Annotated in this window: 11 protein-coding genes; all 11 read left to right on the top strand. The window is 72.9% G+C overall.

The window, feature by feature from the left end:
• The first annotated feature begins 9 nt into the window (after window positions 1–9).
• The 11 genes from IEY86_RS10235 (at window position 10) to moeZ (ending at window position 13782) form a co-directional block, all read left to right on the top strand.
• Window positions 10–1356: a DUF3152 domain-containing protein gene (locus IEY86_RS10235; RefSeq protein WP_229698295.1), complete on the top strand. Its 1347-nt coding sequence runs from the start codon at window positions 10–12 to the stop codon at window positions 1354–1356.
• Window positions 1357–1477: 121 nt separating this feature from the next.
• The gene (locus IEY86_RS38025) at window positions 1478–1570 is read left to right on the top strand and encodes an Ms4533A family Cys-rich leader peptide (RefSeq protein WP_373286984.1); all 93 of its coding nucleotides are present in this window, start codon (window positions 1478–1480) and stop codon (window positions 1568–1570) included.
• A 278-nt stretch (window positions 1571–1848) separates the two neighbouring features.
• On the top strand, window positions 1849–3573 hold the full coding sequence (locus tag IEY86_RS10230; protein WP_189131248.1) for an ABC transporter substrate-binding protein: 1725 nt from the start codon (window positions 1849–1851) through the stop codon (window positions 3571–3573).
• Complete coding sequence (locus tag IEY86_RS10225; protein ID WP_189131247.1) at window positions 3570–4559, top strand: ABC transporter permease; 990 nt, start codon at window positions 3570–3572, stop codon at window positions 4557–4559. Before IEY86_RS10230 ends, IEY86_RS10225 begins: the two co-directional genes overlap by 4 nt.
• The gene (locus tag IEY86_RS10220; RefSeq protein WP_189131246.1) at window positions 4556–5545 is read left to right on the top strand and encodes an ABC transporter permease; all 990 of its coding nucleotides are present in this window, start codon (window positions 4556–4558) and stop codon (window positions 5543–5545) included. Before IEY86_RS10225 ends, IEY86_RS10220 begins: the two co-directional genes overlap by 4 nt.
• Complete coding sequence (locus IEY86_RS10215; RefSeq protein ID WP_189131245.1) at window positions 5542–7194, top strand: ABC transporter ATP-binding protein; 1653 nt, start codon at window positions 5542–5544, stop codon at window positions 7192–7194. The genes IEY86_RS10220 and IEY86_RS10215 overlap by 4 nt, the downstream gene beginning before the upstream one ends.
• Window positions 7195–7352: 158 nt before the next feature.
• Window positions 7353–9395, top strand: coding sequence for a GT4 family glycosyltransferase PelF (gene pelF / locus IEY86_RS10210; RefSeq protein ID WP_189131244.1), 2043 nt, complete (start codon window positions 7353–7355; stop codon window positions 9393–9395).
• Window positions 9396–9448: 53 nt separating this feature from the next.
• Window positions 9449–10510 carry a hypothetical protein gene (locus tag IEY86_RS10205; protein ID WP_189131243.1) on the top strand — a complete coding sequence of 354 codons (1062 nt, stop codon included), beginning with the start codon at window positions 9449–9451 and terminating at the stop codon, window positions 10508–10510.
• Complete coding sequence (locus IEY86_RS10200; RefSeq protein WP_189131242.1) at window positions 10507–11424, top strand: NAD-dependent epimerase/dehydratase family protein; 918 nt, start codon at window positions 10507–10509, stop codon at window positions 11422–11424. Before IEY86_RS10205 ends, IEY86_RS10200 begins: the two co-directional genes overlap by 4 nt.
• Before the next feature lie 326 nt (window positions 11425–11750).
• Window positions 11751–12434, top strand: a complete 684-nt coding sequence (locus tag IEY86_RS10195; protein WP_229698306.1) for a spherulation-specific family 4 protein — start codon at window positions 11751–11753, stop codon at window positions 12432–12434.
• Between the two features lie 169 nt (window positions 12435–12603).
• Window positions 12604–13782, top strand: coding sequence for an adenylyltransferase/sulfurtransferase MoeZ (moeZ, locus tag IEY86_RS10190; RefSeq protein ID WP_189131240.1), 1179 nt, complete (start codon window positions 12604–12606; stop codon window positions 13780–13782).
• Window positions 13783–13799 lie beyond the last annotated feature (17 nt).

Below are 13799 nucleotides of genomic sequence, written 5' to 3'. Positions count from 1 at the left end.
GAGCGCGCCGTGGGACGTCACAGTGCTCCTAGTCGTGGCCGGGGCGAGCAGTCCGGCGGCGAGCGTGCCGGGCGAGCCTCCGGCCGGGGATCCCGCCGTGAGCCCGTCGTCGACGACGGCTCCGGTCCATCCCACCCACCCCGCTCCTCCCACGGGACGTCAGAGACGTCCGAGCACAGCCGCGCCGACGACGTCGGTGACCTACCCGGCCATCCGCAGCACATCGAGGGCACGGCCGCCGGTGCCGTTCGGCGCCCGGCCGGCCCGTACGGCGCGTACGGGCCGTACGGCCAGGCGGCCTCACCGGTAGCCACCGAACGGACGTACCGTCAGGCCCGTCCCGTCCCCTCCCACCAGGGGGGCTTCGGCCCGCGCAGCGAGGACGTCGCCTTGTTCGACGGCTCGGGCCCGCCGGCCGGCGCGGGCTTCGACGCCTCGGGCACTCCTGCGGGCGCGGCCGGGTCCTTCGCCACCGCGGCGGACGGCGGGCCCCCGTCCCGCGACCGCCGCACGGACCGCGAGGACCGCGAGAACCGGCCCTCCGGCGCCCCGCGCAAGCGCGCGCTCGGCGGAGTGGCCGCCGCGGCCGTGGTCACCGCCCTCGCCGTCGTGGTCACGGGCCAGTTCACCGGGGGCGGTGCCAAGAGCGGCGAGGCGGTCGCCAGCGGGCAGGTGCAGCGCGACGACAGCAAGACCTCCCGTTCCCAGGACCGGCCCACACCGTCCAACGCCCCCATCGGCAACGGCGGGCCGCCGACACTGCACGACCGGCTCAGGGTCAGGTTCCCCCTCGCCGACACGGTCACCCTGAGCGGCCAGTTCGCCAGGATCGGCGGCTCGGCGAAGGCGCCGGGCACCACCGGCCGCCTGTTCCGCTACCGCGTCGACGTCGAGCGCGACCTCCCCCTGGACGGGACCCTGTTCGCCGACTTCGTGCAGGAGACCCTCAACGACCCCCGCAGCTGGGGCCACGGCGGAACGATGCGCTTCGAGCGCGTCTCCAAGGGCCCGGCCGACTTCGTGGTCACGCTGGCCAGCCCCGGGACCACGGACGCCTGGTGCGCCAAGTCCGGCCTCGACACCAGTATCGACCACGTCAGCTGCGACTCGGCGAGTACCCAGCGCGTGATGATCAACGCCTTCCGCTGGGCCCAGGGCGCACAGACCTTCGGCAATGACATGCTGGGCTACCGCCAGATGCTCATCAACCACGAGGTGGGCCACCGGCTCGGCCACGGCCACGAGGGCTGCCCGGCCAACGGCGCGCTCGCCCCGGTCATGATGCAGCAGACCAAGTTCCTCACCACGGGCAGCGCCACCTGCCGGCCCAACTCCTGGCCCTTCCCGAAGGGTTGATCCCCGAGGGCTGATCCACAAGGGTCGATACACAAGCGGTCCCCGAGGGTTCGTCACCGCGGCCATGCCTGTGACCTGCGCTGTTTTGACATCGGGCGGGAGTTCGGTCAGAGTTCTGGGCATGTCGCACCGTCACACCGCCGAGCGCGCGGCCATCGAGCTGGCGCTGATCGGTGTGGCCGTGCACAGTGTGTCCGACATCCTCTGTCGCTGACGCCTGCCCGGCGCGACCAGCCGCCTCACCGAGCGTTTCCCGGTGAGGCCGTGCGCCCGGGCACTTCTCCCGCCGCAGGCGCAGCGCACACCCGCTCCCTCCCCGTGACGGCACCCTGGCAACGGCCCACCCCCGGCAAACGGCCCACCGGCAACTGCCACCCCGCAACGGCCGCTCCCGGTGCCGGGGGCTTGCGTCACGAAAGCCCCGACGGAGGACCGTCGCTCGCTGCTGCCTGCGCTCCACCCCGTTCGCAGCAATCGAGAGGCCTTCTTCCGATGCGTCAACTGTCCGTCATATCGCGCCGCTTGGCAGCGGCATCCGTCGGCCTGGCCCTGGCAGCGGGTGCCGCCGCGTGCGGTCCCGAGGGCGGCGACGCCGAGGGCGGCTCCTCGGACGGCAAGCCGACCAGGGGCGGCACGCTCAGCGTCCTCAACCAGCAGGCGCAGTCGGACTTCGACCCCGCCCGCCTGTACACCTCCGGGGGCGGCAATGTCCCCTCCCTGGTCTTCCGCACCCTGACCACCCGCAACCGCGAGAACGGCGCCGCGGGCTCCAAGGTCGTCCCCGACCTGGCCACCGACCTCGGCACTCCCGGCAAGAACGCCACCGTGTGGACGTACCACCTCAAGGACGGCCTGAAGTACGAGGACGGCTCGCCCATCACCTCCGGCGACATCAAGTACGGCATCGAGCGCTCGTTCGCCGCCGAGCTGTCCGGTGGCGCCCCCTACCTTCGCGACTGGCTCGTCGGCGGGGCCCGGTACCGCGGCCCCTACAAGGACAAGAAGGGACTCGACGCCATCGAGACCCCGGACGAGAAGACCATCGTCTTCCATCTGAACAAGCCCGAGGGCGAGTTCCCGTACCTCGCCACGCAGACCCAGTTCGCCCCCGTGCCCAAGGCCAAGGACAACGGCACCAAGTACGAGGAGCACCCCATCTCCTCCGGCCCGTACAAGGTCGTGAAGAACGAGGGCGACGGAGAGCATCTGGTGCTCGAGCGCAATGAGCACTGGTCGGCCGCCACCGACGACGAGCGCAAGGCCTACCCCGACCGGATCGACGTCCGCTCCGGCCTCGACGCCGCCGTCATCAACCAGCGCCTGTCCACCGGCAGCGGCAAGGACGCGGCCGCCGTCACCACCGACACCAACCTCGGCCCCGCCGAGCTCGCCCAGGTCGTCGGCGGTGACGCCCAGCTGAAGAAGCGCGTGGGCACCGGCCACTTCGGCTACACCGACTACATCGCGTTCAACCCGAAGGTGAAGCCCTTCGACAACCCGAAGGTGCGCCAGGCCATCGCCTACGCGGTCGACCGCACCACGGCGGTCAACGCGGTCGGCGGCTCCTCGCTCGCCGAGCCCGCCACCACGTACCTGCCCGAGCAGGCGTCGTTCGGCCACACGCCCTACGACCACTTCCCGGCGGGCAGGAAGGGCAACGCGGCAAAGGCCGGGGAACTGCTGAAGGAGGCCGGGTACAAGGACGGCCGGCTGACCGTGACCCTCACCCACGACACCACCAAGCAGGACGAGCAGGGGCCCGAGGTCGCCACCGCCGTGCAGGACGCGCTCAAGCGGGCCGGGATCACGGTGAGGCTCAACGGCCTGGAGCACAACGACTTCTCCGACAGGATCCACTCGGTCGGGACCGAGCCGGGCCTCTTCCTCACCGGCTGGGGCGCCGACTGGCCCTCCGGCGGCCCGTTCCTCGCCCCCATCTTCGACGGGCGCCAGATCGTCGAGGACGGCTACAACTTCAACAGCGGCCTGCTGAACGACCCGGCGGTCAACAAGGAGATCGACGAGATCAACAAGCTGACCGACCTCAAGGCCGCCGCCAAGCGCTGGGGTGCCCTGGACAAGAGGATCGGTGAGCGGGCCCTGACCGTCCCGCTCTTCCACCCCGTCTACAAGCGGCTTGTCGGCAAGGACATCAAGAATGTCGTGATCAGCGACTGGACCGGCGTCCTCGACGTCTCCCAGGTCGCCGTCAGGTGAGCGCCGACACCCTCGTCGCCGACGAGGCGGGGCCGGCCGTTGCCGCGGCCGTCCCCGCCTCGGGGGCCCGGCACGTCTGGCGGCGCCTGCGGGCCCGGCGCGGCACGGTCGCCGCCGCCGCCGTCATCGCCCTGCTCACGCTGACGGCGTGGGCCGCCCCGGCGCTCACCGCACTGGAGGGCCAGGACCCCGACGCCTACCACGACACCCTGGTCGACTCCGCGGCCGGCGGAGTGCCCAAGGGCTCGTTCGGCGGGGTGAGCACGGACCACTGGCTCGGTGTGGAGCCAGGCACCGGACGTGATCTGTTCGCCCGGCTGATCACCGGCGCGAGGGTCTCGCTGAGCGTCGCCGTCGGCGCGACCCTCGTCCAGGTGCTCATCGGGGTGGCCGTCGGCCTGCTGGCCGGGCTCGGACCCCGCCGTGTGGACAGCCTGCTCAGCCGCGCCACCGACGTCATGCTCGCCCTGCCGCACCTGGTGTTCGCCATCGCGCTGCTCGCGGTCGTGCCGTCGGGCTTTCCCCGTCCGGTGCTGCTCGCCCTGGTGATCGCCCTGCTCGGCTGGGCCGGAACGTCGAAGATCGTCCGCGCCCAGACGCTCACGCTCAAAAGCCTCGACCACGTCGCCGCCGCCCGCCTCGGCGGCTCCGGGCCATGGCGGGTGGCACGGCGTGAGCTCCTGCCGTCCCTGGCCGCGCCCGTCATCACCTACGGGGCGATCCTGCTGCCCACCAACATCGTGGTCGAGGCCGGCCTGTCGTTCCTCGGCGTCGGCGTGAAGCCGCCCACCCCGTCATGGGGGCAGATGCTGTCGACGGCCACGATGTGGTTCCGCGCCGACCCGATGTACGTTCTCCTGCCCGCCGCCCTGCTGTTCGTGACGGTGCTCGCCTTCACCGTCCTCGGCGACGGGGTGCGCACCGCACTCGACCCGCGCGCCGCCTCCCGCCTGGGCGTCGGCACGTCGAAGGGAGCGGGCCGGTGACGGGCCATCTGCTGCGGCGCCTCGCCGGGATGGTGCTCGTGCTGTTCGCGCTGTCCGCCCTGGTGTACGCGCTGTTCTATCTGATGCCGGGCGACCCGGCACGGCTGGCCTGCGGGCCGCGATGCAACACGATCCAGGTCGAGTCCGTACGTGGACAACTCGGCCTCAACGACCCCGTGCCCGCCCAGTACTGGCACTTCCTCCAGGGGATCGCCGCCGGGCACGACTACAGCACCGGAACCTCCGTCCAGCACTGCGGCGCCCCGTGCTTCGGGCTGTCGTACCAGAACGACCAGCAGGTCACCGACCTCATCACCCAGCGCCTGCCCGTCACCGGCTCGCTGGCGCTGGGCGCCATGGTGATCTGGCTCCTGCTCGGCATAGGCACCGGGCTGCTGTCCGCGCTGCGGCGAGGGGGACTCACCGAGCGGGTGCTGACCCTGCTCACCCTCGCCGGGACGGCCACACCCGTCTTCATCGTCGGGCTCCTGCTGATGATGCTGTTCTGCGCCCATCTGAGGTGGCTGCCGTTCCCGACCTATGTGCCGTTCACCGAGGATCCCGAGCAGTGGGCGTGGAACCTGCTCCTGCCCTGGGTGGCGCTGGCGCTCGTCGAGTCCGCCAAATACGCCCGGCTGACCCGTAGTTCGATGCTGGAGACGCTCGCGGAGGACCACATCCGCACCTTCCGCGCCCATGGCGTGGGGGAGCGCGGGATCGTCGGACGGCACGCGCTGCGCGGCGCCCTGCCACCCGTCATCGCGCTCAGCGCCCTGGACTTCGGGACGATGTTCGGCGGCGCGGTGCTCACCGAGTCGATGTTCGGGCTGCCCGGGGTGGGCCAGTTGCTGGTGCGTTCGGTGAAGGCCGTGGACCTGCCGGTCGTGGTCGCCCTGGTGCTCGTCACCGGATTCTTCGTGGTGGTGGCCAACGCCCTCGCGGACGTGCTCTACGCGGTGGCCGACCGACGGGTGGTGCTGACATGACGGGCGCCGGTACGACGGGCGCCCTGGTGGAGGTCGACGGCCTCACCATCGACTTCCCCACGCAGAGCGGCACCGTCCGGGCCGTCGACGGGCTCGGCTTCACCCTGGAGAAGGGCAAGGCGCTCGGCCTGGTCGGGGAGTCCGGCTCCGGCAAGAGCGCCACCGCCTTCTCCCTGCTGGGACTGCACCGCGGAACGGGCGCCGAGCTCACCGGCTCCGTGCGGGTGGCGGGCACCGATGTGCTCAACGCGCCCGACGCCGAGCTGCGGCGGCTGCGCGGTGCGCGGGCCGCGCTCGTCTTCCAGGACCCGCTCTCCTCGCTCGACCCCTACTACGCCGTCGGCGACCAGATTGCCGAGGTGTACCGGGTGCACACCGGCGCCTCCCGCAAGGCGGCCCGGCGGCGGGCCGTGGAGTCGCTGGACCGGGTCGGTATCCCCGACGCCGCGCGGCGGGCCCGGGCACGGCCGCACGAGTTCTCCGGCGGGATGCGCCAGCGCGCGCTCATCGCGATGGCGCTGTCCTGCTCGCCGGACCTGCTGGTCGCGGACGAGCCGACGACCGCCCTGGATGTGACGGTGCAGGCGCAGATCCTGGACCTCCTGCACGAGTTGCGCACCGAGACGGGGATGGCGCTCCTGCTCGTCACCCATGACCTGGGTGTGGTGGCCGGGAGCGTGGACGACGTGCTGGTCATGCGGGAGGGCCGGGAGGTGGAACGAGGACCGGTGGACCGCGTCCTCGGCGCACCCGGGCGGCCGTACACCCGGGAACTGCTCGGCGCCGTGCCCCGGCTGGAGGCCCCCGGGCCGCCCAGGACCGTCTCCGATCCCGAGATCCTTGTCTCGGTGGACGGACTCGGCCGCGATTTCGGGCGCCGGGGCTCGCGGGTGCGCGCGGTCGAGGACGTCTCGCTGGAGATCAGGCGCGGCGAGACGCTGGGCGTCGTGGGGGAGTCGGGCAGCGGGAAGACCACGCTGGGCCGGATGCTCGTGCGCCTGCTGGAACCCACGTCCGGTCGTCTGGTCCTCGACGGGCGCGACATCACCCGGCTGAGCGAACGGCGGTTGCGTCCGTTCCGCCGGGAGATGCAGATGGTCTTCCAGGACCCGGCCTCCTCGCTCAACCCCCGGCGCTGCATCGGTGAGTCGATCGCCGACCCGCTGCGGGCCGAGGGCGCACTGACCGAGCGGGAGATCGTGGCACGGGCGCGGGAGTTGCTGGAGCGGGTGGGGCTCGACCCCGACTGGTACGAGCGCCATCCCCACGAGTTCTCCGGAGGGCAGCGCCAACGCGTCGGCATCGCACGGGCGTTGGCGCCCAAGCCCCGGCTGCTGGTGTGCGACGAGCCGGTCTCCGCCCTCGATGTCACCACGCAGGCGCAGGTGATGCGGCTGCTCGGCGAACTGCGCGAGGAGTTCGGGCTCACCCTGGTGTTCATCGCGCACGACCTCGCGGTGGTGCGCCAGGTCAGCGACCGGGTGGCGGTGATGCGGCAGGGCCGGGTCGTCGAACAGGGCGCGGCCGACGCGGTGTACGACTCGCCGCGGCACCCGTACACCAAGGGGCTGCTGGCGGCCGTCCCCGTGCTGGACCCGCGGGAGTCCGCGGCGCGCAGGCGGGCCCGCCGAGCCCTGGCCGCGAACTAACGGATGATCGCCGGGAAGGTTACGGGCTTTCACCCCTTCTGATGGCGCGGTGGACAACCGTCCGTCGCGCCATCGGTGTGCGGGCCTAACGTCGTGCGGGACCCGATCCGTTGGCCCGATCGTCCACTGGCCCGACTGTCCACGAGGGAGATGCCGCCGTGCGCATCACACTGATCACGGAACGTGGCTATCCGTATGCGAGCAGTGGCCCCGGCGCCTGGTGCGACCGGCTGGTCCGCGCAATGCCCGGCCATGACTTCGAGGTCTACACCCTGGGCTGGGGGCCCGGTGAGAGGGACGAGGGCCGGCTGCCCGCGAATGTGCGCGGTGTGCGGACGCAGGCGCTGGGGGGCCCGGCGCACGGCGGGACCGCGGTGGGAGGCCGACGGGCGCGTGAACACCTCGCGCACTACCGGGAGTTGCTGGGGGCGCTGACCGCCGGGGACGCCGTGGAGGGTTCGTCCCGCGTGGCGGACCGTTTCGCCTCGGGGCTGTACGGACTGGCCGAACTCGCCCGCGAACGGGGGCCCCTGGGACCCTTCCTGCGCTCCGAGGAGGCACTGCGGGCGCTGGAGGAGCGGTGCGGGGCGGCGGGCGCGCCCGCCGCGGTCGCCACCGCGGGAGTCTGCGACCTCATAGCGGCCACGGAACTGCTGGAGCGCAGGCTCCGGCCGCTGTCCGCGCCCTGGTACGACGAGGACGGGCTGGCGGGGGCCGATCTGTGCCATGCCGCCTCGGGTGGCCTGGCGGGGCTGCCGGGGCTCGTGGCCAAACGCTTCTTCGGCACCCCGCTGCTGGTCACCGAGTACGGCATCCAGCTGCGCGACGCGTATGTCGCGGGGCGCGGCCACGGCACGGCGGCACCCGTGCGGGCGCTGCTGTCGGCGTTCCACCGGCTGCTGGCGGGCGAGATCTACCGCCGGGCGGACCTGACCACGCCGGGCAATACGCACAACCGGCGTTGGCAGGAACGATGCGGTGCCGACCGTTCCCGCATCCGGACCGTGTACCCGGGCATCGACGCCTCCCGGCTGGCCCCGGCCGGGGACGAGCCCGAGGACCCGACGCTGGTGTGGGTCGGCCGCCTGGAACCCGCCAAGGACATCGCCGCGCTGCTGCACGCCTTCACCGGGGTGCGGCAGCAACTGCCGCACGCGAAGCTGCGGATCATCGGCCCGGTGCGGCGCGGCAGCGAGCCCTACCTGGCCCACTGCCGGACGCTGGCGGCGCAGCTCTTCCCCGACGAGGCGCAGGACACCCGCAGCGTCGGCGAGAGCCCGGTGACCTTCGAGGACATCGGTACGCCCGAGGTCCCGACGATCCGCGACGCGTACGCGGCCGGGAGCGTGGTGGTGCTCTCCAGCATCGTGGAGGGCTTCCCGGGGACGCTGGTCGAGGCGATGTTCTGCGGCCGGGCGACGGTGTCGACCGACGCGGGCGCCGTGCGCGAGGTCATCGGCGGCACCGGCCTGGTGGTCCCGCCACGCAACCCGAAGGCGCTGGCGGCGGCATGCCTCGATCTGCTGGAGGACCGGGAACGCCGGGACCGGCTGGGAGCTGCGGCGAGAGCGAGGGCCCAGGAACTGTTCGCCGTGGAACGGACGGTCGAGGCGTTCCGGGAGATCTACCTGGACCTGGTCTCGCACTGCCCGGCCCGCCCGGCCCCCAGTGCCGAGTCCCCTTTCACCCGCCCTGCGCAGCCCCACGTCCCAGGAAGGTGGACCTCGGGCAAGGCCGACCGACACGCCCCGAGGTGGGCCGGCGAAGCCGCGGCGCAGGGCGGGGCGTTCGAGCCCGCCGAGCTGCTGGACGACGGCACCCACGAGGCTCCGGCGGCGCCCGGACTCCTGGACCGCAGCGACCTCCTGGAGGACCGCGCCGCTCTCGGGGCGCACGACCGGTCGCAGGACCACGTACACCACGCCGACCGGGAGCCGGTCGAGGGCCGTGCGCGCCGTGATGAAGGTGCGGCGCTCGCAGGCCGCGAGGCCCTGGAGCACGGCGAGCCCTTCGAGGAGCCCGAGCACTGGACGGACGGCGCCCACTTCGTGGACCACGGGAGCCTCGCGGACGAGCCCTACGAGGAGCGGGCCCCCCTCACGGACGGTCCGGCCCTCGTGGACCGCGAGACGCTCCCGCGGCCCGAAGCGCTCGACGAGTGCCGGCCGCTCGGCGTCGGGGCTTCGGAGGTGCGGTCTTGAGCGCGACTCAGGCTTCTCGCCGTCGGGGCCCCGCCGATCCCGTGCGGGTTCTCATGCACCGCCATCGTGAGCTGTGCGCTCGGGCCACCCATCCCCTGGAGATCGCGGCCGGGCTCGAGGCCCACGGCATCACCGACCGGGTGGCCTGGGACTTTCGGCACCGGGATGTGTTCTCGCTCGCCGAGGAGCTCTACGCCCGGGTGCCCAGGGAACGCGCGCCCGGCCACGAGCACCGCGCTGCTGAACCCCAGCGCACCGCCGTCATGCCACTCGTCCATCTCCTGCCCGGGCTCTGCTGCCTCACCGGCGCGGTGACCATGCGGCTGCGCCCGGCCGATGAGCTCGTGGCCGGGGTCCTCACCGCCGTGGCCGCCGGGTCGGCGCTTCTGCTCTGCCTGCGCCGGGGGCCGCTGCACCGCGGCGCGGCGCTCTCGTCGCCCGGCCAGTGGCTGTGGACTCTCTGGCTGGCGGCGTTCTCGCTGCTCGGCGAGCGCGCGTTGGCCATCGGCCTGTCCGGTCGGCCGCCCACCCACCTCCAAGCCCTCCATCCCGACCCGGCCGCCGTCGCCCGGACCACCGCCCTGGCCTTCGCCGTCCTGCCCGCCGCCTGGTGCGCGGCGTGGTTCGCCCGCAAGGCCCGGTCCCGCCTCGCACCCGCGCCCAGCCTGCGCGAGTTCGCCGCCGCCGTGCGCCCTCTCGTCGCGGGCGCGGTCCTGCTCTTCCTGCCCTGCCTTCTCGGGCTGCTCGCCGCCGCCGACCTGCTCGCCACCGGACGCGCCGACCCGGCCGGGATCGCCGCCTCGGCCGCCCTGGGGCTGCTGTTCTTCCTCGCCCGCCTGCTCACCGTGCACGGCCACCCGGCCGCCGCGGGCCTGGGCTGCGCCCTCGCCTGCGCCCTGCAGGCGGCGGCCCTCGCCCTCGCCGCCGCGAGCGCCGCCCTCACCCATCCCCACGAGGGACTGCTCGCCACCCACCCCGGCGCCGTCCAGGGCCTGACCTGCTCGGCCGCCGCCCTCGCGCTGCTCGCCCACGGCTTCCGCGCCCTCGGTCGTGCCTCGAGCCACAGTTCACCGCTCCAACCCACTCTTCAAGATCAAAGGAACGCGACACCATGAGGGTTCTTCTCCTAGGCGCGGACGGATTCCTCGGCCGGCACGTCACCGACCGGCTGCTCGCCGACCCGGCCGTCCAGCTCACCGCACTGGGGCGCCGCGACAGCGCCGACGTCCGGTTCGACCTCTCCACCGGCAGCCCCGGCGCGCTCGCCCGCTTCATGGACGCGATCCAGCCCGGAGTCGTGATCAACTGCGCCGGAACGACCGTGGGCACCGCCCGCGACCTCGTGCGCGCCAACACCATCTCCGTGGCGACCGTCTGCGAGGCGGTCCGCCGCAGCACCTGTACCGCCAGGCTCGTACAGATCGGCTCCTCCGCCGAGTACGGGCCGTCCCCGGTCGGCTCCTCCACCGGCGAGGAAGCCCTGCCCAGGCCCAATGGCGCCTACGGAGTGAGCAAGCTGACCGCCACCGAACTCGTCCTCGGCTCCGGACTCGACGCCGTCGTCCTGCGGGTCTTCACCCCCATCGGCCCCGGCACCCCGCTGGGCACCCCGCTCGGCCGCATCGCCGACTCGCTGCGCCGGGCGATGCAGATCGGGGAGGGCGAGGTGAAGGTCGGCGGCATGTCGGTGCTGCGGGACTTCGTGGATGTCCGTGACGTGGCCCGCGCGGTGCACGCGGCTTCGCTCTCGGCGGCGCAGGGGGTGATCAACATCGGCACCGGCCACGCCGTCCGCCTGCGGGACGCGGCCTCGGCGCTGGCCAGGACGGCCGGCTTCACCGGCCGCCTGCTCGAACTCGACGAGCCCGGCGACCTCGGCCCCGACGGCGACCGGCGCCCGCTCGACGGCTGCGGGGTGTGGCAGCAGGCCGATGTGCGCACCGCCAGGGACCGGCTCGGCTGGCGGGCCCGGATCGGGATGGACGAGTCCCTGGCGGATGTGTGGATGGAGGCGGCATGCCGAGTCTGACCCCCACCCCGGACAGCGGCGGTACCCCTGGCAGACGCACCCCGGGAAACGGCCCCCCGGCGGCGGCCGGGGAAGGAGCAGCGGCGGCCCCCGGCGCCCGGGGAAGGAGCAGCGGCGGCCCCGGCGCCCCGGGAAGGGCCGGCGGCGGCCCCGGCGCCCCGGGAAGGGCCGGCGGCGGCCCCGGCGCCCCGGAAAGCGGCACCGGCGGCACCGGCGGCACCGGCCCCGGCACGCCGGGTGCCGGCCCGGCCCTCTCCCGGACCGGGCGCAGGCACCTTCCCGTTCCCCGGCGCGCGGGCGTCCCCCTCGACCGGCTCGGGCTCGGCGTGCTCGCCTACGCCCATCCCCTCTTCGCCCCCGGCGAGTGGGCGGAGCTGACCCGCCCCGGCACCCCGTTGCACTGGGTCGTGATCAATGTCCACCGGGGGCCGGGCGTCCGCCCCGACCCGCTCTTCCTCGACGCCGCGGCCCGGCTGCGTGAGGCGGGGGTGCGGCTGCTCGGCCTGCTCGACGCCGCCCGCGGCGGCCGCCGTGCGGGCGAGCTGCTGCCGGAGGCCGGCCGGTATCTGGAGTGGTACCGCGTGGACGGCTACTACCTGGACCGGGCGCCGTTGGACGGGCACGCGCTGGAGGAGTACCGGAGGACGGTGGCCAGGCTCCGCGCGCTGACCGGGCGGGCGCACATCGTCTCCGGCCATGGGGCGTACCCCGATCCCGGCTACCTGGAGGCGGCCGACCAGCTGGTGACGTTCGAGGGCCCCTGGTCGCGGTACCGGTGGGCGCAGCCGGCCGCCTGGACCGAGAACCACCCGCCGGAGCGGTTCTGCCACCTCGTGCACGGCGTCCCGAGAGCCCATATGGAGACGGCCCTGCGGCTGGCCCGGTGGCAGGGGGCGGCCACCGTCCACCTGACCGACCGGACAGGCGCGGACCCGTGGGAGGGGCTGCCGGGGTACTGGGCGCAGCAGGTGCGGTCGGTGCGTGACGGCCCGCCGCCGTGCACCGGCTGACCCTCGCGGATCGCGAGGGGCAAAGCGGGTCGAAGCGGGCAATTCGCGGACTGCCCGGGATACGGCCACCGTGTGTCTCGCTCTACGGACCCTGTGTCTCGGAATGCCGACGGCCGTGGCACTGTTACGGGGAAGAGAAAACGTACTTCCACCGACCAACGGAGTCCCCGTGTCGCTGCCACCCCTGGTCGAGCCTGCTGCAGAGCTCACTGTCGACGAGGTCCGCAGGTACTCCCGCCACCTCATCATCCCCGATGTGGGGATGGACGGGCAGAAGCGCCTGAAGAACGCCAAGGTGCTGTGTGTGGGCGCCGGCGGCCTCGGATCGCCCGCGTTGATGTACCTGGCCGCGGCCGGCGTCGGCACCCTCGGCATCGTGGAGTTCGACGAGGTCGACGAGTCGAACCTGCAGCGCCAGATCATCCACAGCCAGGCGGACATCGGCCGCTCGAAGGCCGAGTCGGCCCGCGACTCCGTTCTCGGGATCAACCCCTACGTGAACGTCGTCCTCCACGAGGAGCGCCTCGAGGCCGACAACGTCATGGAGATCTTCTCCCAGTACGACCTGATCGTGGACGGCACGGACAACTTCGCCACCCGCTACCTGGTCAACGACGCCTGCGTTCTGCTGAACAAGCCGTACGTGTGGGGTTCGATCTACCGCTTCGACGGCCAGGCGTCGGTCTTCTGGTCCGAGCACGGTCCCTGCTACCGCTGCCTGTACCCGGAGCCCCCGCCCCCGGGCATGGTCCCCTCCTGCGCCGAGGGCGGTGTGCTCGGCGTCCTGTGCGCGTCGATCGGGTCGATCCAGGTCACCGAGGCCATCAAGGTCCTCACCGGCACCGGTGAGCCCCTCGTCGGCCGTCTGATGATCTACGACGCCCTCGAGATGACCTACCGCCAGGTCAAGGTCCGCAAGGACCCCGAGTGCGCGGTCTGCGGCAAGAACCCCACGGTCACCGAGCTCATCGACTACGAGGCCTTCTGCGGTGTCGTGTCGGAGGAGGCCCAGGAGGCCGCTCGCGAGTCCACCATCACTCCCAAGCAGCTCAAGGAGTGGATGGACGCGGGAGAGAACATCGACGTCATCGACGTCCGCGAGCCCAACGAGTACGAGATCGTCAGCATCCCGGGCGCGCGGCTCGTCCCGAAGAACGAGTTCCTCATGGGCACCGCCCTGCAGGGCCTGCCGCAGGACAAGAAGATCGTCCTGCACTGCAAGACGGGTGTGCGCTCCGCCGAGGTACTCGCCGTCCTGAAGTCCGCGGGCTTCTCCGACGCCGTCCACGTCGGTGGCGGTGTGATCGGCTGGGTGAACCAGATCGAGCCCGAGAAGCCGGTCTACTAGGCGCCCGCTCCACCGGG

It is taken from the genome of Wenjunlia tyrosinilytica (assembly GCF_014646055.1).
Lineage (GTDB): Bacteria > Actinomycetota > Actinomycetes > Streptomycetales > Streptomycetaceae > Wenjunlia > Wenjunlia tyrosinilytica.
The sequence above is the reverse complement of the archived record's forward strand: the minus strand, read 5'-3'. Positions and strand labels throughout refer to the sequence as shown.

Excerpts from the sequence above, each read along its gene's own strand:
- IEY86_RS10215 (WP_189131245.1), top strand. The coding sequence starts at position 5,542 with ATGACGGGCGCCGGTACGACGGGCGCCCTGGTGGAGGTCGACGGCCTC.
- IEY86_RS10230 (WP_189131248.1), top strand. The coding sequence starts at position 1,849 with ATGCGTCAACTGTCCGTCATATCGCGCCGCTTGGCAGCGGCATCCGTC.
- IEY86_RS10205 (WP_189131243.1), top strand. The coding sequence starts at position 9,449 with ATGCACCGCCATCGTGAGCTGTGCGCTCGGGCCACCCATCCCCTGGAG.
- IEY86_RS10200 (WP_189131242.1), top strand. The coding sequence starts at position 10,507 with ATGAGGGTTCTTCTCCTAGGCGCGGACGGATTCCTCGGCCGGCACGTC.
- IEY86_RS38025 (WP_373286984.1), top strand. The coding sequence starts at position 1,478 with ATGTCGCACCGTCACACCGCCGAGCGCGCGGCCATCGAGCTGGCGCTG.